The 20,123-nt window shown below is 36.3% G+C and carries 14 protein-coding genes and 1 tRNA gene; 6 read left to right on the forward strand and 9 right to left on the reverse strand.

The window, feature by feature from the left end; all coding sequences use genetic code 11:
* The first annotated feature begins 2 nt into the window (after positions 1-2).
* The 5 genes from QUE35_RS00380 (at position 3) to QUE35_RS00400 (ending at position 7,948) form a co-directional block, all read left to right on the forward strand.
* Complete coding sequence (locus QUE35_RS00380; RefSeq protein ID WP_022602607.1) at positions 3-1,430, forward strand: RagB/SusD family nutrient uptake outer membrane protein; 1,428 nt, start codon at positions 3-5, stop codon at positions 1,428-1,430.
* A 25-nt stretch (positions 1,431-1,455) separates the two neighbouring features.
* Positions 1,456-1,923, forward strand: a complete 468-nt coding sequence (locus tag QUE35_RS00385) for a hypothetical protein (RefSeq protein ID WP_022602609.1) — start codon at positions 1,456-1,458, stop codon at positions 1,921-1,923.
* A gap of 40 nt (positions 1,924-1,963) precedes the next feature.
* Positions 1,964-3,466, forward strand: a complete 1,503-nt coding sequence (locus tag QUE35_RS00390) for an SGBP N-terminal domain-containing protein (protein WP_147404848.1) — start codon at positions 1,964-1,966, stop codon at positions 3,464-3,466.
* Between the two features lie 133 nt (positions 3,467-3,599).
* Entirely contained in the window at positions 3,600-6,416 is a 2,817-nt protein-coding gene (locus QUE35_RS00395) for a M16 family metallopeptidase (protein WP_122329693.1), read from the forward strand.
* On the forward strand, positions 6,413-7,948 hold the full coding sequence (locus QUE35_RS00400; protein WP_022602200.1) for a calcineurin-like phosphoesterase C-terminal domain-containing protein: 1,536 nt from the start codon (positions 6,413-6,415) through the stop codon (positions 7,946-7,948). The genes QUE35_RS00395 and QUE35_RS00400 overlap by 4 nt, the downstream gene beginning before the upstream one ends.
* 152 nt (positions 7,949-8,100) lie before the next feature.
* On the opposite strand, the gene QUE35_RS00405 is transcribed toward QUE35_RS00400, so the two are convergent.
* From QUE35_RS00405 to QUE35_RS00420, 4 genes are all read right to left on the reverse strand, one after another.
* A complete protein-coding gene (locus QUE35_RS00405) occupies positions 8,101-9,660 on the reverse strand; it encodes a PDDEXK family nuclease (RefSeq protein WP_022602202.1) in 1,560 nt (519 codons plus the stop codon).
* A gap of 26 nt (positions 9,661-9,686) precedes the next feature.
* Complete coding sequence (locus QUE35_RS00410; protein ID WP_022389924.1) at positions 9,687-9,932, reverse strand: putative phage abortive infection protein; 246 nt, start codon at positions 9,930-9,932, stop codon at positions 9,687-9,689.
* 199 nt (positions 9,933-10,131) lie between these two features.
* Positions 10,132-10,215: transfer RNA gene (locus QUE35_RS00415), tRNA-Ser, on the reverse strand.
* Between the two features lie 286 nt (positions 10,216-10,501).
* Positions 10,502-10,981 (reverse strand): CYTH domain-containing protein, encoded by a 480-nt coding sequence (locus QUE35_RS00420; protein ID WP_022602204.1) that lies wholly within the window; start codon positions 10,979-10,981, stop codon positions 10,502-10,504.
* Between the two features lie 170 nt (positions 10,982-11,151).
* Here QUE35_RS00420 and QUE35_RS00425 point away from each other — a divergent pair, with 170 nt between their 5' ends.
* Positions 11,152-13,698 carry a DUF5686 and carboxypeptidase-like regulatory domain-containing protein gene (locus QUE35_RS00425; RefSeq protein ID WP_022602206.1) on the forward strand — a complete coding sequence of 849 codons (2,547 nt, stop codon included), beginning with the start codon at positions 11,152-11,154 and terminating at the stop codon, positions 13,696-13,698.
* A 71-nt stretch (positions 13,699-13,769) separates the two neighbouring features.
* Here QUE35_RS00425 and QUE35_RS00430 read toward each other — a convergent pair whose 3' ends face one another.
* The 5 genes from QUE35_RS00430 to QUE35_RS00450 form a co-directional block, all read right to left on the reverse strand.
* Positions 13,770-16,853, reverse strand: coding sequence for an RHS repeat protein (locus tag QUE35_RS00430; RefSeq protein ID WP_022602208.1), 3,084 nt, complete (start codon positions 16,851-16,853; stop codon positions 13,770-13,772).
* A gap of 77 nt (positions 16,854-16,930) precedes the next feature.
* Positions 16,931-17,734, reverse strand: a complete 804-nt coding sequence (locus QUE35_RS00435; RefSeq protein WP_022602210.1) for a hypothetical protein — start codon at positions 17,732-17,734, stop codon at positions 16,931-16,933.
* 85 nt (positions 17,735-17,819) lie between these two features.
* Positions 17,820-18,422 (reverse strand): hypothetical protein, encoded by a 603-nt coding sequence (locus QUE35_RS00440; RefSeq protein WP_147404849.1) that lies wholly within the window; start codon positions 18,420-18,422, stop codon positions 17,820-17,822.
* A gap of 21 nt (positions 18,423-18,443) precedes the next feature.
* Positions 18,444-19,187: a hypothetical protein gene (locus tag QUE35_RS00445; RefSeq protein WP_122329694.1), complete on the reverse strand. Its 744-nt coding sequence runs from the start codon at positions 19,185-19,187 to the stop codon at positions 18,444-18,446.
* Between the two features lie 187 nt (positions 19,188-19,374).
* Positions 19,375-20,118, reverse strand: coding sequence for a hypothetical protein (locus tag QUE35_RS00450; protein ID WP_122329695.1), 744 nt, complete (start codon positions 20,116-20,118; stop codon positions 19,375-19,377).
* Between the last annotated feature and the right edge of the window lie 5 nt (positions 20,119-20,123).

Genomic DNA, 20,123 nt, shown 5'->3' on the forward strand with positions numbered 1-20,123 from the left:
ATATGATGAGAAGAATATATAAAATTTTGTTTTGGATTGCTCTTGCCGGTTTTCAGGGATGCAGTTTCCTGGAAGTAGAAAAATTCGGTAAAAGCGATATAGAAACCTTTTTTTCGGATGTTGACGGATTACGGTCCGGATTGGCGGGCTCTTATCGTTTGTTGTATAATTTCTATGACGGAGAATTTTCTGAATATCCTGAGGTTGCAGCAGATATGTTGTATTTATCTAATTCAGAAGGAGTAAGTATTGCCGATCAGTATAATTATACTTCCGATCCGGCTCAGGAAACCGGCGCTGTGGGGTATATCTGGAGAGATGGATTGGAGATAATAGGGAATGTAAATAATATATTGCAATATGCTCCCGATTTGAAAGAAAAATATCCGGGAAATGCGGCAGAGATAGAACTTATTCGGGCTCAGGCTCTCTATATCCGGGCATTAGTTCATCTAAACCTTTGCTGCTGTTATGGCCAACATTATACTTATACGCCTGATGCCTCACATTGGGGAGTCCCCAATCTCTCTATTTTGCCCAGTGCGAATGACCCCGTGTTGCGGGCTTCGGTATATGATGTTTATAATAAACGTATTATCCCGGATTTGGAAGAGGCTATAGGAATTTTCGGATCTACGACAATGGATTGTTATCATGCTTCTGCAACAGCATGTGAAGCTTTGCTTGCCAGAGTATATCTTTATATGGAGCAGTGGCAAAAAGCAAGTGACTATGCGACAACGGTTATTGCTAAAGTTCCTTTAACCTCGTATGAAAATTATGTCAATATGTATGTTAATATAGAAACTGGGAGTGAGGCTATATTCCGGTTAAACGGTTTTCGGGCTTCAAAAGATCTGTGGAAATTTTATGATCCTGTGTCTCCTATCGCTCGTCCGGCAGATACATTATATACCTTTTTTGACCAACCTGACGATATTCGTCTCGAATTGCTTTATGCTACAAAAGATGAAGTTAAAACTAAAGCATGCCGTAAATTTTATGTAGCTAAAGATGTGGTTGAGGATGACAAGCATTATGATCCGTTCGTTTCGAGGGTGTCGGAGATGTATTTGATTAGAGCGGAGGCCAATTGTTATCTTCCCGGAGGAGAAACAACTGCGGCAAATGACATCAAAGCATTGCAGGCAAGGGCTTTAGGAAAACAGCCTTCGGAAATTAATTTAGTTTATAGCAGTGTTGAAGATTTACTGAAATTAGTTGAGAAAGAACGTATTAAAGAGCTTTGTTTTGAGGGGCATAGATTGTTTGATATTACTCGGAAAAAACAAAATATGGTGCGTGAATCAAGTACGAATTCTATCGTAAAAATAAAAACTTATCCTAATGATTGGTTTGTGTTACCTATACCTATGGATGAGATTGAGGCCAATCCCGAGATACAGCTTAATCCGGGAGTTAATTATTGATTGATAAAATTTAGTAGTTATAGATATGAAATTTGTAAAAATATTATTTCTCCTGGCTGTAGCTATTGTACTTTCTTCTTGTTCTAAAGATGAAGAACCGTTCGATCATCCTTTTATTTATATTGCTGATGCACAGGGAGGATCATCTGCTGTTATAGATTGTGACGGTACTTTTGTCGCTACTTATTATGTGTATATGAGTACGAAAAAAATTGCAGAAGATGTCACGGTTGATTATGAACTTGTCGTAGGAGACGGTTTACAGGAAGGTGTTGATTTTAGACAAGTATCTCCCGGTTCTTCTATCGTGTTTCCCAGCGGTGTATATGAAAGGCCTATTCGTATAGAGTGGTTGAATCACATGATTGAAGCAGGGAAAAATAATACGGTTAAGATTGTATTGAAGAGTAACAGTAAGAATTTTACTATCGGATTTCCGGGACCGGATCACTTGAATAGTGAATATACGATTACCAAGCAAATACCATTTTAAATTGTTTAATGAGAGGGTTTTCCTCTATAAAAAATTGAGTATGAAGAAGTTATTTTTTAATTTGCTCTTATTGAGTATGTGCAGTGCATTATTTGTTGCCTGCTCTGATGATGACAATGACGGGGATGTTACCGCTGTTGTCGGTTTAAAGTCTTTCGGGTTTTATGCCGAAGATAATTCTGCTTTGGCTGAAGATTATATCGTTCCTGAAATCACAGGGGATATGAGAATAGCTGTACCTGCTAATACGGATATTTCAGCTTTGGTTGCCCGATTTACGACAGAAGATGGGAATGAGGTGAAGATAAACGGCGTGTTGCAAGAAAGCGGAGTGACTGCTAATGATTATACTTATCCGGTTGATATTATTGTAACGGATACCAAATCGAATACTTCGAAAAGTTATGTAATTACTATTGTGTTCCAATCTCCTAAAATATGGAAAAAGATAACCGATTTTAACCCTACATCAGAACTTGCCGGAGATTTTGCAATGAAAGTGAATCCGAAAGATAATATGCCTTATATTGCTTATACGGTAGATGATAATGGCTCTGATAAGTTATGTGTTGCCAAATGGAATGGTTCTGCTTTCGAAAATGTGGGTACAGAAAATTTCTCAACGGCAGTTTCAGGTGGTATAGATATTGCTTTTGATCCCGATGGTATTCCTTATGTATTATATATAGATAAAGATAACGGAACTGCCGCGACCGTTATGAAATATACGGGTGGCAATTGGAGTGTCGTTGGAAATCCGGGATTTTCTATTAAGGCCAACGCTTCTTCTGGAACGACATTAGCTATCGATCCTCAGACAAAAAATCCGGTTGTCGTTACCATATCCAATAATGCTTCAGCCGCTATTGCTCGTCGTGCTCCCGAATTGTCTTATTTCAACGGGTCAAGTTGGGTAACGGCACAAGTATTTACCGGACGTCCGGGAGTGAGTGGCACGACTTATGCTGCTTTTGTTCCTGTAGCCACAACTTATGGAAATAGTGTTTATATTGCAATGTCGAATAACGGTGCCGGCTATTCTTTGTACAAATTTACGAATGGTACGATCGCTCCGGTAGTTGAAGGAGGATTCCTTAAAGAAGGTGCGACTTCGAACGGTATTAAAGATTTGTCTATAGATATTGATGGTAATGGTAATGTATTCCTTTGCACTGTAGATAATGCGGATACGGAAGACGGAAATCCAAGATTGTTTAAATATAATCTGGAATCGGGACAATTGGCCATAGTAGGCGGTGCGATAAATAATGTTTTTGAATCGCACAATTTTTACAAAGTCGCTGTCGATGCTCAGAATACACCGTTTGTAGTTTATCGTGATTATAAAGGACTTAAGAACTCGTTCGTTATCAATCTTGATAATACGACCAAACAGTGGAGCGATGCGTTTGCCTTGAATACAGCTTCTTCAGAACGTGCGTTTGTCGATTTCAACAGTAATAACGATGGTTTTATCGGTGTGCTTATGGAAGAAGGCAATGTGATAGAACTTTATACTTATGTTGATGTTGATGCTGATTAATTGTCGATAAATATTAATAAGTGAAACAGGAGCATAGCTACATCTATGCTCCTGCTTTTCTTTCCGTTTAGAATAATGTTGCAACTAATATTGAAATAACTTTGGAAAACATCTCGTATATTGCTATTCTTATATGATTGATTTAATAAAAAAAATACTTCTGCTATTCTTTTTGATCAGTGGTACACTGTTTTCGGTCAGTGCGAAAAAAATACCGCAAAATCCGAATCTTATCAAGGGAAAATTATCTAACGGGTTGACATATTATATTTATCCTAATGATTATCCGAAAGGAGAGGCTATATATCGACTTTTTATAAAGTCGGGATCGGTATTCGAGACGGAGGATCAGAAAGGGTTAGCGCATTTTCTTGAACACATGGCTTTTAATGGGACAACACATTTTCCAGGAAATTCCATGATTCGTTTTTTAGAATCTCATGGTGCGAAGTTCGGAAAAGATTTGAATGCCCATACTTCGATGAATGAAACTGTCTATAAATTACAGCTTCCTTCTTCAGACCGACAGATGGTCGATAGTACTATTACGATTTTAGCCGATTGGGCGGGACATTTGCTGCTTGATAGCTTGGAAATAGAGAAGGAGAGAGGGGTAATTTTGTCTGAATGGCTTTCCAGAACCGGACCTGAAAGTGAAATCGGTGAGGCATTTTTGATGGAAATATTGAACGGTTCGCGTTATTCGAAGCGAAAAACAATTGGAGATACAGCAGTTATCCGGCATTTTAAACATGAAGAAATTAAAAATTATTATCGAGATTGGTATGCACCTCGACTTATGGCTGTTGCTGTTGCCGGAGATGTAGACTCGGAGTATGTAAAAAACTTGATTGTTGAAAAATTCGGTTCTTTAAAAAATGGATCTGTAAAAGAGATACCGAGTTATGCTATTGATGATTATGATAGCGTATCGGTTAAGAGAGTTGCTCACCCTTCGTTAAAAAAAGAGGAGTTGAATATTATTCGCCTTTTGCCGATGCCTGATCCGGTGCAAACCGAAAAAGATTATAAAAATTATTTACAGCGGGCCATGCTCAACAGATTGACAAAAGCTCGTTATAATGCTCTTACTTTTGATGATGTCCCGTTTAATGGGGCGAGTTTGTCCCATTCTTCTTTTCTGAATATTAAAGGAGGACTATTTGCTTCCGTTGAATTGATTCCGGGAAAAATAGAAGCCGGTATTACAGAATTTGCCAGAGAAACCGAGCGTATGGTTCGTTATGGTTTTTCCAAGAAAGAAATAGATAAAGAAAAAAAACGGCTTTTAAATACATTGCGTCGTAGGGCAGAGTCTAAAAATCCGGAACAGTCTTCTTCTTTTATCGAGGAAATGTATCAAAATTTTTATATCGGTCATCAAATATTTACCCCGGCCGAAGAGTATCGTATGGCAAGAAAATTCATAGCACAAATAGACTCTTCGATGTTGGTAAAACAGTTACAAAAATTAGAACGGTCGGCATTGCCGCACTATCTGATTACTTCATCCGAAAAGAATAAAGATGAATTTCCGGATGACCGAAAACTCCTTTCGATCTTTGAACAAGTGAAAAAAGAAACCCTTGCTCCTTATGTCCTGCAATTTGAAGTGCCTGATCAATTATTACCGGAAAAACCGGAAGGTGGGAAAATCGTGGGACGTAGAAGTATTGACGAGATCGATGCTCAGGAGTTGATCCTGTCTAATGGTGTAAAAGTGATTTTTAAGAATAATTCTTTAGATAAAGACCGGATCGTGGTTAGCGGTTTTCGTAAAGGCGGCCTTTATGCATTAGACTCGACACGTTATGTTTCGGGTATTTTTTCAGGATCTGTAATTCCATTGAGTGGAGCGGGTGAATTTTCGAGGGATGCCCTTAGTTATTTCTTGTCAGGTAAAGATGTTTCTTGTCGTTTCTTGGTGGAGAAACACCGTTCGGGTGTTATAGCGACCTCTAAGATAGATCAAATGGAAACGATGTTCCAATTACTTTTTTTGAGGTGGACTCAACCTAAAGTCGATATGGATTTATTACGGCAGGTGATGGATAAGAGCATCGAAAAATACCGAACGATACGTAAAACCGATGCAGATTTATTTAATACGGAGCTGAGAAACATTTTGCGGACTCCTGATTATACCGATCGGGAAATATCGGATACTATTATCGAGAATGAAGTAAAAGCCGAATGGTTGTTGCCGGCTTATAATCATTGTTTCGGTGCGGCAGAAGGATATACTTTTATCATAACTTCCGATCAGCCGTTGCAGGATATAGAACCTTTTATCGAAACTTATCTCGGAGGATTGCCCGGAGGAAAGTCTTGTACGGAATATGTGCATAAAGGTGGTAAAATACCTGTTGAACCGGTTGTTTTTAGCCGCAAAGCCGGAGATTCACCCAAGGCTGTTGTTTCTTTGATATTTCAGCAAGATAGTATTGACGGGAATATTATGGATCTGAATTTAAAGAATGATGTAACAAAAGGAATTCTGCGTATGAAATTGTTGGCAGTCTTAAGAGAAAAAATGGGAATGGTTTACAGTGTTGGGGTATCGGTCGGAGCTACTCAGCATCCTTCGGCCTTATGCCGTGAAACGATAAGCTTCAGTTGTTTGCCAGATAATGTGCAGGCATTGGTCGATAGCACTTTTCTCGTTATCGGAAATATGTGTGATGATCCGGACTCTTTTTCTGGTGAATTGGAAGATGTTAAGACGAATCTTATAAAAGATTGGAAAATAACAAAGCAAAGAAGTTCTTTTTGGACTACGCAGATACGTAATACATTGTATAATAATATTCCTGATTGGAAACATATAACGGATTATGAAGCTCGAGTGAAGAATATAACAAGTGAAGATGTCGCAGATCATATTCGCAAATGTTTTTTGAAAACTCCGGTTGTAAAAGCAGTTCTATTACCTAAAGACGATAAAGAATGAAAAGCATTAAATATTTCCTATTTCTTGTATATTTAGCCTGTTTTGTGCCCTTGACCGCACAGAATATTATATCGGGAAAAGTTTTTTTAGATAAAAATGGTAATGGTATTCAAGACCGATCGGAACACGGAATAAAGGCTGTTCCGGTATCGAATGGAAGAGATGTGGTTCTTACGGATAAAGATGGAAACTTTTCTATATCGGTAGCGGACGGAGAAAGCCTTTTCCCTATCATCCCTTCAGGATACACTTCTTCGTCCGGAGATATAATCAGAAGTTCCGATTTCCTTTTTAAAACAAGGCAATCGAAAGATAAAGTGGATTTTGCTCTGAAGAAAGAAAAACAGCCGGAACATTTTACATTGGGCGCTATCGGAGATATACAAATGGGAAATCCTCAAGAACTTGATTATGCTAATCAAACTATTATACCTGAACTTGCCGGGAGAAAGGATATTCAGTTGGCTGTATGGTTGGGAGATTTGGTAAATAACCGTCTTGAACTTTTCGAAGATGTACGTGAGATGATTCGTTGTACGGAAATACCATCTTGGGTACTTCCCGGAAATCATGATCGGATTACGAACGGACATACATTACAAGACTCTCTTTTTAATTGTTATTTCGGGGCTTCAGCTTATGCATTTAATTATGGAAATGTCCATTTTATTATTTTAAATAATGTAGCTCCGGATAGTAAAAGAGGGTATAAGGCACGTATTTCCGATCGGCAGATGACCTTTATAAAAAATGATTTGTCTTATGTACCGAAAGATCGTTTTGTCGTCTTTTGTCAACATATACCTTTGGTGCATACCGAGAATATCGAAGATCTGAAAACTTTGTTAAATGGGAGAAATAAGTTATTTGCTTTGTCGGGACATACTCATAGAGTCAGCCGGCATTTTATACCGATAGGAAATGCTGTAATGCAGGAACTGGTTGCCGGTGCTACTTGCGGACATTGGTGGGTCGGAGAGAAAGACTGGCTCGGAGTTCCGTCGGCTTTAATGCAGTGCGGTGCTCCTCGTAACTATTTTACGATAGAATTTTCTCCTGATGATTATCAGATACATTTTAAAGGAGTCGGTTTGGATTCTGAAAGGCAAATGGATATATGGGTGCAAGGTTGCGATACAATAGATCGGCATGTGAAAGATTTTCGAGAGTTTGCACGAGGAGAGATTTTTGCTAATATATATGGAGGGTCGGATAGTACGGAGGTTAGTATACAAATAGGCAATACTCTACCTGTTCGTATGGAAAAAGTTGAAGTAACAGCACCTACGGTTACCAGACAAAATCAGTGGTATAAAGATAAAATATATCCTACAAAAATAAGCCGTAGGAGTCCTTTACGGAAAAGTGCATCTACACATTTATGGCATTTTAGATTGCCGGAGAACCTTATGCCGGGTATATATCCGATACGTATCGAGGCGAAAGATACTTACGGGTTTTCTGTTTCCGGTGTTCGAATAGTTCGTATCGAAGATCCTGATACTCCATTCGATTGGAGAAAAAGGCGTTAAGAGTTCGTCTAAAATATTATCAGCTCGTCTTTACGTTTTCTTCCGGGCTATAACGTTGTTAACGGTGTCGGTACGGTTCTCCTCTTGAAAGGAGAACCGGCTATTTATGAGGATATTTTACCCGGATCAGATTTAGATGGCCTTTAAGAGCTCTATATATAATTTGAGTAGGTTCGGTAAATCGAGATTAACTCCTCTATTATGTTTGGCTTTTGTTTATAATAATCGGATATTGATCTTTTATCTCTTTTGTCTATGACTAAAGAATCGGTATCCTCGTCATATTTTATATAACTATTGAAAATTGAGTTACCGTCTTGTATGACGATCTTTTTTGAGGAAAAATATAAGTTGGATAATGTTAAGATCAGTTCATCATCGAGTAAACCTAATTGCATTTTCATAAGAGTGTCGAAAGGAGAACTTTTTCTGTTAAGAATGGAATAGTTGTTTTTTTTCCCGTTCCAAGCAATATCTCCATTATAAATTTCAATAGTCGGTTGATCGGTATATACGATTATCAATTGATAGAAAGGTGCGTAATCTTCATAATTCAATGTTGCGGCAAAAGCTAAAGCGCGAAGAGTCGATTGTGGATTATAGATATATAAGCCTATCCTGACCTTTTCTTTTTTGATTAATATCTGCTTTAGTCTGAACGATATTAATTGATACCAAGCTTCTGTATTGGACAGACAATTGATACTTTTCTCCAATGCTTCAGTAATTCGTTTTTCTTGAGAAGATTCTCCTATAAAAGAGTAGCGCTCATAACTGTTGCCGTCCAATCCTTTGATCTCGGATATAAGCATTTCATTGTTATATCTAGGGTCATCTGCAAATATACCATATTTATAAATAGTGGGTATCATCCAGTTTCCAGCACTTAGTTCGGCGTCGAATTTTTCAGGATATCCGGCTTCACTGGCATCATAATTTGCTTTTTTACACAAAGCGATAATCAATTCTTCTTCTAAGTGCTGGGTATATTCCTCCTTCGTTTCATATGAATCGGTTTCGTTTTCAAAAATATTACCGGTTATAAGTCCTATTTTTTTAATTAGTTCTGTATCGCTCATTTTTTGCCAGGTAAAGACAGATGCATACGGATATATGATTTTATGAGTAGAATCCATATATATCATTACATAATCGGAAATATGGGCCTGAGCGCACAATGATTCGAATGTTTGTCTAAACAATTCCCTTTTTTCTTTAGTATAAAAGAGATTGAGCGAATATGTTCTTGGAAAGTGTCTGTCAAAAATGTTAGGAGATAAAGCTTGTTGTTCTTCTATGGAATAAGGGATAAATGAGACCGGATCGATTTCGATTTTATATCCTTTAATTGCATAGGTCGTGTTATTGACAAGTTCAGAAAAAGCCCTTATTATTTCAGACCAGTGAGTAGAAATAATTATAATGCGAATTTCCCCATCTTTAGCTTTATATTTTTGTTTTATAAGTGCATGGTATTTAAGAATTTCTGTTATAGTATCTCTCGCCGAGTTATTAGCCCTTTTAACTTCGATGATAACAAAATTGTTGAATACGTCTTTGGCTAGAATATCAATGAAGCCTTTGCTACCGATGTGATCGGGCAAAGGAAATTCCGTTCGTATCAATGATAATTCCGGAGCAATGAATGAGAGGTTTTGAGCCAACCAATTTCTTATCGTGTCTTCAATATTATTATACTGTCTGTTACTCATATTATATGGTTTATGATAGAAAAATATTAGAACTTATATTCCATTTCAGAATAAAAGTCTTTGACGTCTATTTCTCCTAAAAAACGAGGAGGTATGTTTTTTATTAGTTCATATTTCTCAATTAAGTATTTTTTGTTTTCTTTTTTTTCTCTCCAAGGTTTTCCCAGACTTGACATCGAATTAAAGAAAAATAGAGCCTGTTCATAAGTTGTGAGTTGTGCTCGATACATTTTCGCATAAGATTTTTTTGTTGAAAGTCTAAATAAGGGCATTCGTCAATATATTTTATAAGTTCTATAAATATATCTGAAATAGTAGCCTGATTTAGATTGATGTCCTCCGTAAAATACGATCTTATCGGTATTTAGGAAGTGCTTTTTCGGAGAATTAAATTTGTTTGTGAATATAATTTGTCTGTTTCGACTTTTCTTTAATACAATTAAGTATTAGGTATTGTTTATTTAAGATTTGCGGAGAGGGAGGGATTCGAACCCCCGGTACCTTGAGTACAACGGTTTTCAAGACCGCCGCGATCGACCACTCTGCCACCTCTCCAATGCCTTTGTCCTTCAAAAGCGATGCAAAGGTAGTGATTAATTCTGTATTCGCAAATATTCTTTGATGAATTTATTAAGAACCTGTCTGGATTTTCTGATAAAAAATATTATCATATCTTTTTTATATTTTCTTCCGGTCTATATATTGCTGGCAGTATCGATACAGTTCCTCTTTGTAGAGGATTTAGAATTCAGTTTTTTGAGAGGAGAAATAACTATTCTTGTAAATTTCTCTCGGGCTTTATCCTGAAAAATTCAGATAGGCTCTAAAGATGAGAAATGTTTTATTTATTGTTCTTCCATCGTTTAAAAGGATTGCGGATAAGATTTGAATTATAAAAACGGGCATCGTCGGTTACTTCTTGCCCGATCCAATCAGGTTTAGTAAAAAGAGAATCTTCTGTAGGGAGTTCGATTTCGGCCACTGTCAATCCGGCATTTTCTCCCATAAACTCATCGATTTCCCAGATTATATTATCTGCATCGATATATCTGTATCTATATTTTTCGATAATCGGTTTTAAACATAAATTGTCCAATATTTTCTCTGCTTCCGTGACCGGTATCTCGTATTCATATTCTTGTCGCGAGCATCCTGTAGTTTTTCCTTTTATAGTTATAAAGCCCCTATTCCCGGCAATGCGGATGCGGACAGTACGCTCTTTATCGACTGATAAATAACCTTGTTTGTAGTAAGTTTTAGAACTGTTTTCACGATATTTATCTCCATTTACGAGGAATTTCCGTTCAATTTCTTTTCCCATTTCCAATTAAATAAAATCTTTTGTAAAGATAAAATGCTTGTAAGTCAAAATGTTCTAAACGTTTGATTTTTGAATTTAAACTTTGTTAAACATTGCGAGTGAAATCTTTAATGCAATATTCAACGTTAATATTTTATCTAAATTTGCGCCTCGGATAGTAATCGAGAGACATGAGTAAAAGAATATATATAATCTCCCTTTTTTGTATCTGTTTTTTGTTCCCTTATAAAGCCGTTGCTCAATCTACTGTAATAACCGGGATTGTTACCGATTCGGTTACGAATGAACCTCTGCCTTACGTGTCGGTTTTTTTGAAAGGTCCTCAAGTTGGGGTAACGACAGATGATGAAGGGCGTTTTTCTATAAAAACTTCTTCTGCGTTTTCTAAGATTATTTTTACTTCTTTGGGTTATCGAGGGAAAGAGATATCGGTAAAACGTGGAGGAACGCATACTTTAGAAGTCAAGTTGGTACCTTCGACCTATGATGTAAAGGAAGTGATAGTAAGACCTAAAAGAGAGCGTTATAAAAGGAAAGGAAATCCGGCGGTAGATTTTGTCAAGAATATCATAGAACGGCGTGATCAAAATTCTCCGGAAAACCACGATTATTATAATTATGAACAGTATGATAAACTGACATTGGCCTTGAATGATTTTTCTGAGGAGCAAAAGAAGAAGTGGTTGTTCAAGAAATTCCAGTTTATTTTTGATTATGTAGATACCTCGGAGGTCTCCGGAAAACCGATACTGACGGTTTCGATCAAAGAAAAAATAGCAGAAAACCACTATCGAAAGAGTCCTGCCAGTCATAAACAACAAGTGACAGGGATAAAAAGAGCGGGTATAGACGAGATGTTCAACCAGGAGAGCCTACAACAGTTCTATGATGAGGTGTTTAAAGAGGTTGATATTTTCGGCAATGATGTAACTATGTTGTTGACACGCTTTGTCAGCCCTTTGTCAAATATAGGACCGGCTTTTTATCGTTATTATTTGATGGACACCATACAAATAGAAGGTGAAAAGTGTGTTGATTTGGCGTTTGCTCCTTTTAACTCCGAATCTACGGGATTTGTCGGACATTTGTATGTTACGTTAGATTCTACCTATTTTGTTAAAAAAGCAAAGCTTACAGTTCCTAAAGCCATTAATTTGAATTATGTGGAGAATCTTGTTATTTCTCAGGATTTTAAACGATTTCCGGATGGCACTCGTATCAAGACAAAAGATGATGCTGTTGTAGAATTTAGAATATTGCCCGGTACGCAGGGACTGTATGCCCGACGTCTGTCTACTTACACAAAACATAATTTTTCACCTCCTGCCGATATGTCTATCTTTAGTAAGGAAGGGCGTGTGATTGTTGATGAAATGGCGGAGGTAAAGCCCGAAGCTTTTTGGATCGATAATCGGCACGTAGCAGTGAAGTCGAAAGAAAATGCAGTCGATAAGTTGCTGATCCGTTTACGGGAAGTGCCGGTGTTTTATTGGACGGAAAAGGTTATATCTATTCTGATTTCGGGATATATCGAAACCTCAAAGGAGAGTAAATTCGACTTCGGACCGATGAATACGACGATCAGCGGTAATTCTGTAGAGGGTGCGCGTTTTAGAGTAGGAGGTCTGACTACGGCAAATTTGAATCCGCATTGGTTCGGTAACGGTTATCTTGCATACGGAACTCGGGATAAGAAATTCAAATATAAGGCCGAGTTGCAGTATTCTTTCAATAAGAAAAAATATCATCCGGGAGAATTCCCTGTACATTCTATCCGGTTGATGCATAGCTATGACATTAATCAGCTCGGGCAACATTATTTATATACCAACAAAGACAATGTATTTCTGGCATTAAAACGTATGGAAGATGTTCGCTCTACCTATTTGCGGAATACAGAGTTAGGATATTTGCGTGAACATAAGTTCGGATTTTCATACGGTTTGGATTTGCGCTATAAGACAGAAGAGGCAACGAAATGGGTACCGTTCAAACCGTTAGCAGGAAATGAATTTAAAAGATATTCCGAAGCTGAAGCTGAAATAAAATTGCGTTATGCTCCGAATGAAAAATTTTATCAGACGAAAGGTCAACGTTATCCGATTACAAAAGATGCACCGGTATTTACATTATCTCATGTCGTGGGATTGAAAGGTGTCTTTGACAGCAAGTATAATTATAATCGCACCGATTTCAGTGTAAGAAAAGCATTTTGGTTTTCAGCTTTCGGTCATTTGAATGTTATGCTTCAGGCCGGAAAAGTTTGGAACAAAGTTCCTTATCCCATGTTGATCATACCGAATGCCAATCTTTCCTATTTAATCCAACAAGGCTCTTATTCGTTGATGAATCCGATGGAATTCATAAATGATTCGTATGCGTCATGGGATTTGACCTATTTTGCTAACGGTATATTATTCAATCGTATTCCGTTGGTTAAGTATATGAAACTTAGGGAAGTGATTTCTTTTAAAGGCATGTTCGGACATTTATCCGATAAAAATAATCCGGCATTACATCCCGATTCCGATTTTTTATGGGCTTTCCCGTCGACAACCCGTATGATGGATAAGAAGACCCCTTATATGGAGTTTGGAGCTGGTCTCGACAACATATTTACGATATTGCGGGTCGAATATGTCTGGCGTTTGACTTATCGTAATCATCCCGGAATAGATCGTTCGGGAGTGCGCATTGCCATGCATTTCTCGTTTTAAAAAATACGTATGCTCCCATTGTATATAATGGGCATACGCATTTTTTAGTCCGACTTCTACTTGATCACGTATTAATTCTGACTCTCTGTGGCATATTGGTAGTCATAATGTTCTAACAAATTCCCTTTGTGATCTTTTATATCGGTTAACCGTCCGAACGGATCGTATATATAAGATGTTTTTATACCTCTCGGATCGATTTTAGAAATGATGCCGATCCCCGGTTTATAGGAATAAGTAGTTATCAATGCTTCCGGTAAGTCGTCCCGAAGGTTGTTGATTACCTGCCATTGACTGACGGAGGGGATATTCCGAGAGCCGATTTGTTCCAGTGTCTGGGATGATATAATATGACTGAATCTTTCGTATGTCACATTTTTTATTTCCGCAATCGGATATTGATAATTATATCCCCATATATAAATAGCTTCCGGTTTGCCGTCTTTTTCTATATATGTCGGATTCCCTAAAGGAGTATAGTGAGAATATATGATTCTCGGTTCCAGGTTATTTGCATTTTTCCCTATATAGGTTTTACTTAAGTTTATACCGTCATATTCATGTTGTATTATTTGTATAACATTGTCATTTACGTATTTGGTTGTACGTATTACCGGGTATATATGATGTTCTATCAGTTGACTATAATCACCTTGTATATCGTCCGGATATTCATAAGTAGTTTTGTGTATATCGCCGTTGCTGTTTATCATACTTGTTTCGATGACTCTGTTTTTATCATCATATTTATAACTTGTTTCGATATCCATCAGATTGTTGTTACTCGAGCCATCTCCTTTAGATTTGATTTCTTTTATTACATAAGGACAGAATGTATATATTTTTTGAGTACTTAGCCTCCAGAAATTCAGACCACGAGGACTTGGTAAAACTTTCTGTACTATGGATTTTATATAATTGTCATATCGGGTTGTGTCGTTATTGTATTGATATTCTATCTTTGAGTCGATATTTCCTGTACTTGTATAGTGCGTGACACTTTTTAATAGGCCTCTTTCTAACTCATCAGAGGTATAAGGTTCATCCAATGTTAGTCCTAATATATTCTCAATTCTAGCTATGGCTGGTTCGTCCATGAAATTTTCATGGTTAGTATAAGTATATATCGATTTACTTCCGTTAGAGAAATGTTCGATTACTCTGGAATAGGTTACCGGAGCTCCGCTTGAGTTGTTTAGAGGATTTAATAAATTTTCTGAAATTTGTAGAATTTCCAACCTGCCTCTTTCATGTGTTTTTTGATTAAACCATCCTTTTCCTATCTCTTTGAATTCATATATATTTTTAGTGAGTCCTCTTGCCCAAAAAGTTGGTTCAATTGATAAAATTCCACTTGAAGTTCCATCTTCCAATTCATAAGAGAAAGTTCGTATTATATCATTTCCATCAGAATCCGTATTAGGAGTATCTGTTATTTTTTTTATACGGAGTCCTCCACAAATTCCGATTTGAGCTCGCAAACCGCATGCTTGAAAATCGTATATTGTATCTCTATCTTCAATAATATAATTAAAGATAGGAAATTTTTTCATTACTTGAGAATAAACATGTGGTTCATATTCGAAAGTTGTATATCCTCCTGTAGGATAATAAATTCGCGTTAGTATTTCAGCATCCATAACTTCCGGATTAGGTTGCCTTATCCGTTCTATGGCGGTAGAATCATCTATATTTGCCATATATCCATTTCCATAGTATGTATTGTTGAAATATCCCCATTTGTCCGATTTTTTTGCATTGTAGGGGGGTAATTTCGTTTGATTATATTGGAATTGGTAACGATATTTTGTTTCTTTTGTTTGAGGGAAAGAGGTTTCTAATGACTCCAATTTTAACCTTTCAGATTCATTCTCGATATAGTTGAACTTCACATTCATTTTGTTCTTTACTATTATATTGTCTAATTTTAGAAAAGCACTTTTTTCGATTAGTCCTATATCGTCTAAGATTGTATTTCCATATTTCGATGCAAATATTTTGAGATTATCTCTATCTTTATTACTATATTGATATGTGAGTTCATTTGATGTAGAAGTTGAGAAATCTATGGTATCATGGTTGGATGTTATGATTTTCTTTAAATAAGAAGGATGTATAACCATAAAATTGTCATCATATTCCGGATCTGGATAATGGGCGTTCGGATCGTTAATAACTTTATATCTATATCCGCATTTCTGGTTGATTAGCGCATCGGTGCTTCGGTCATAGAAGAAGTGAATATATTCTCCATGCGGACTTTCGATGGAGGTTAGGTTCCATGTGGTTGGAGTTGTGGTGTACCCGCTTCCTGCAAGAGCTGATGTATAAGCGATAGATGCTTGTGTAGGGTCGTTATAACTCCCGTAACCTGTTGCTCCGAAAATATATTTTATGCCGTTGGATGTTGTAATGGTAAACTGAATAAAAGGTTTGGTTACATCGACTGTTGGACCCTCTACGAGAGAATCATTATTGAAAGTTGTAAATGATTGAATATCACTTTGATATAATTCATATTCTATTTTTAAGTCGATCGGTTGTTTGCTTTGCACTTTAGTAACAGTTGCTCCTGTTTGGGGATCATTGGTGAAAAAGAAACTTCCTCCTATACCGGAAAAGTTAAATATAAACTCGTCCGGTTCTGTATCATAGTGAAAATGTGCGGCATCATTTAAAATAGTAACTAATGAACTTTCTGCAGTCCAATTGTCTATGTTTAATAAACTGTTTTTATAGAAGAAGCCATATTGGCTACTTTGATAAAGATCTTTATAATAAAGAATAATATCTCGTTGTAATGCTTCATCTTTTTTCCCTTTTACAATTCTGGTTATACTGCCTCCGGCTTGTAAATTCCAGCCCAAACCTACCCAGCCGGGGTGTTCATCGGTTTTATTCCCTCCGGAATGATATTGTAAAACGATCGGGACTTCGATATCTTGTAACTTGATTGTATATATAGGTATAGATATGTTGACCAATCCGTTATAGTAACTTACAGGTATTTGCCCGTATTTCCCTAACGAGGCTGCATTGGGTGTCGGGAAATCTATTGTTTTAGCCCCCATCATTTCAGGAAATAGAGGTTCTGTCTGAGCATGGATATTGATACTTATTAGAAATCCGATAAATAGTGTTGTGATGTGTTTCATGTCGTTCTTATTTAGGGGTGTCAATGTTGGGTTTAAAATAAAAAGTTATTCGTTTATGGATTATCTTCTAATTGATTTCAATAAGCTTTTTGTCCGTTTACTTTTAGCACTATGGTATCGTATTCTGATACCGGACTTTTGAATAGCGAATCAAGATACGCATGGTTTTCCGAATAGGTTTTGTTTAATAGCCTTATGTATTTGAAGATTTCGTCTTGTTTGGTATTATTTTTTATCATGCAATTGATCAATGGGATAAGACAATCAAAATATTCACCATACATATTCAATAAAGAGACCTTTTTCTTTTCGATAATACCGAGATTGGTAATTCCGAAAGCGGAATAGATAAAATAGGACAAGTTGCTTTTGGGGGAGAACCGTTTAATTTTACATTGGGATATATCGAAAACCTGCTCGCGTTCCCTTTCAATTTCCCTTGTACATTTTGGCCCTATATAGAAGGAATGAGATCTATCCACATACTCATTTCTTTTAGCGATTGAAGCTAAATAAGATAGATATTCTAAAATCAGTTTGTCCGGAATGTTGTTTCTTTTGAAATAATCAAAGAATATTTCCACGTTTTTTTCTAAGGGATCATGCATATTTATTAGTTGAAAAGATTTTTTTTCAATGATGATGAAGTTAACATATTCTGGGCTTGCATAATAATATATCTGATAAATGCCAATATCGGATTGTTTCAAATATTTTTGGGTTACAGGATCAAAGAGGTAATCTATACGCTCTTCATAATTGCATTGTTCAGTCTTTTTTTGGAAAGCGAATACCGCATTGTAGATGCTGTCCAATGGGATGTCCGTCGCTTTTGCGGATAAAGCGAGACATGTAAAGAGGATAAGAATAAATGCTTTCATATTATTTTGAGTTGGTTTGATCAATCAAATACAATATAGATATTAGAAATTATTAATCCGGCCGAAATTCAGTTCTTCCTCGTTTTCATAACTCTTCCGTCAGCGGATTGTTTTCTAAGGTGATTTCTATGGAGTCCCGATTAAATGTGGTATCCTTAAGTTCTGCCGCATGTTGCAGTTCATCTTTGGGAAACCAAGAATAGTATCCTGTATATTTACGTATCAGATATACGAGTCTGTTATTTTTATTTTGCATGACACGGTTTTTATAAATAGTATTTAAGGCAAGGTCATTAACCGTAATAGAGTCTCGTATTCCGTTTTTTTTATAGACCAGAATTGCCATACGGGCATCTAAATAATCCAATGAATCCGGTAAACCTTTTTGCGGATGTAGTTTTGTCAGTTCAGATTCTATTTCTTTTAATTGATCGCAATCCCTAATCATTGTATCTTTTACGAAGCTTCTGGTGTACTGACATTTGGCGTTCGGTATATTCATTACTGTTTGCCAAGAACATTTTGCCGCCTGTTTGCTGTAAATAAAAAATCTATATTTAAAATATACAACCTTGATAGAATCCAGATTGCTATTACAATATGCTTTTTCCATATCGTGTTTTTGAGAACTGTTACATCCGGTAAGCAGGAGTTGTAATCCTAATAGAAGGTAAAAAAAGTTTTTCATAATGTTTTATCTGTTTTTATTTTATTCCGCTTTAGGTACTTTTGCTTCGTATATGATACTTCCTCCTCTATACATATCTATTATACCTAAATTACTCATTTTATATACTGCACGTAATTTCCCCAATCTGTAATTTGTCCCTGCAGGTTTTTCATAGATATAAAGGGTGTCATTTCGTAATATTTTGTTATAATACGAATAATGTATGGGTTGAATTTTTTTTGAAGTATAATAGGGATATTTTTCCGAATAGAGGGATATGAAATTTTTTATACTATCCAGCCGGTTTGATTCGGAAATTCTAAAAGTGTCGGGAACGGAAATATAAACTTCATTATTACGTGTATGTCTGGTTAAAGAATTTGATTCAAGTATGAAGTTTTCGATTTCGTATTCGTATTCCCAAATCGTGTCGTTTTGTATATATCTTTCGGTATATATTGGAATAGTATCACATAGGGTAAAATAATATAGAATCGGGTCGGTTTGGTATTTTTTTAGGTTATACCAATATTCCCCTTTGTTTATATATACAATGGATTGATTTTGGGTTGTATCGGCGAAGCACAAAAGTACCCGTATGGTGTCGTCATTTCTTTTCACCATAGCATAGGGTAGCGATTTCTTTTCGGTTATTCTGAAAGGGATCTCTTTCATGGCATACTCGTCGAAGGTTTTATATACTCTATAAGTATCTTGCTTGTATCCTGAGCATGCAGATAAAGCTAAGATTGTCAGTGCGATAATGGTGTTTCGGGTTTTCATTGTTTTGTGGGGTTATTTGAATAAAGCGATATCAATATCATAATACGGTTCAGATAGAGTCCAGATTGCTATTACAATATGCTTTTTCCATATCGTGTTTTTGAGAACTGTTACATTCGGTAAGCAGGAGCTGTAATCCCAATAGAAAGTAAAAAAAGTTTTTCATAATGTTTTATCTGTTTTTATTTTATTCCGCTTTAGGTACTTTTGCTTCGTATATGATACTTCCTCCTCTATACATATCTATTATACCTAAATTACTCATTTTATATACAGAGAATAATTCTCCTAATCTGTAATTTGTTCCGGCAGGTTTTTCATAGATATAAAGGGTGTCATTTCGTAATATTTTGTTATAATACGAATAATGTATGGGTTGAATTTTTTTTGAAGTATAATAGGGATATTTTTCCGAATAGTGGGATATGAAATTTTTTATACTATCCAGCCGGTTTGATTCGGAAATCCTAAAAGTGTCGGGAACGGAAATATAAACTTCATTATTACGTGTATGTCTGGTTAGAGAACTTGATTCAAGTATTGAGTTTCTGATATTATATTTGTATTCCCAAATCGTGTCGTTTTGTATATATCTTTCGGTATATATTGGAATAGTATCACATAGGGTAAAATAATATAGAATCGGGTCGGTTTGGTATTTTTTTAGGTTATACCAATATTCCCCTTTGTTTATATATACAATGGATTGATTTTGGGTTGTATCGGCGAAGCACAAAAGTACCCGTATGGTGTCGTCATTTCTTTTCACCATAGCATAGGGTAGCGATTTCTTTTCGGTTATTCTGAAAGGGATCTCTTTCATGGCATACTCATCGAAGGTTTTATATACTCTATAAGTATCTCGCTTGTATCCGGAGCATGCAGATAAAACTAAGACTGTCAGTGCGATAATGCTGTTTCGGGTTTTCATTGTTT

The sequence above is a fragment of the Coprobacter fastidiosus genome (assembly GCF_030296935.1).
Taxonomy (GTDB): Bacteria; Bacteroidota; Bacteroidia; order Bacteroidales; family Coprobacteraceae; genus Coprobacter; species Coprobacter fastidiosus.

What these genes read in the sequence shown, in the direction of transcription:
- QUE35_RS00430 (WP_022602208.1), bottom strand. Translation starts at nt 16,853, where the DNA reads ATGAAACACATCACAACACTATTTATCGGATTTCTAATAAGTATCAAT.
- QUE35_RS00425 (WP_022602206.1), top strand. Translation starts at nt 11,152, where the DNA reads ATGAGTAAAAGAATATATATAATCTCCCTTTTTTGTATCTGTTTTTTG.
- QUE35_RS00435 (WP_022602210.1), bottom strand. Translation starts at nt 17,734, where the DNA reads ATGAAAGCATTTATTCTTATCCTCTTTACATGTCTCGCTTTATCCGCA.
- QUE35_RS00405 (WP_022602202.1), bottom strand. Translation starts at nt 9,660, where the DNA reads ATGAGTAACAGACAGTATAATAATATTGAAGACACGATAAGAAATTGG.
- QUE35_RS00440 (WP_147404849.1), bottom strand. Translation starts at nt 18,422, where the DNA reads ATGAAAAACTTTTTTTACCTTCTATTAGGATTACAACTCCTGCTTACC.
- QUE35_RS00385 (WP_022602609.1), top strand. Translation starts at nt 1,456, where the DNA reads ATGAAATTTGTAAAAATATTATTTCTCCTGGCTGTAGCTATTGTACTT.
- QUE35_RS00400 (WP_022602200.1), top strand. Translation starts at nt 6,413, where the DNA reads ATGAAAAGCATTAAATATTTCCTATTTCTTGTATATTTAGCCTGTTTT.
- QUE35_RS00395 (WP_122329693.1), top strand. Translation starts at nt 3,600, where the DNA reads ATGATTGATTTAATAAAAAAAATACTTCTGCTATTCTTTTTGATCAGT.
- QUE35_RS00380 (WP_022602607.1), top strand. Translation starts at nt 3, where the DNA reads ATGATGAGAAGAATATATAAAATTTTGTTTTGGATTGCTCTTGCCGGT.
- QUE35_RS00390 (WP_147404848.1), top strand. Translation starts at nt 1,964, where the DNA reads ATGAAGAAGTTATTTTTTAATTTGCTCTTATTGAGTATGTGCAGTGCA.
- QUE35_RS00410 (WP_022389924.1), bottom strand. Translation starts at nt 9,932, where the DNA reads ATGCCCTTATTTAGACTTTCAACAAAAAAATCTTATGCGAAAATGTAT.
- QUE35_RS00445 (WP_122329694.1), bottom strand. Translation starts at nt 19,187, where the DNA reads ATGAAAACCCGAAACACCATTATCGCACTGACAATCTTAGCTTTATCT.
- QUE35_RS00420 (WP_022602204.1), bottom strand. Translation starts at nt 10,981, where the DNA reads ATGGGAAAAGAAATTGAACGGAAATTCCTCGTAAATGGAGATAAATAT.
- QUE35_RS00450 (WP_122329695.1), bottom strand. Translation starts at nt 20,118, where the DNA reads ATGAAAACCCGAAACAGCATTATCGCACTGACAGTCTTAGTTTTATCT.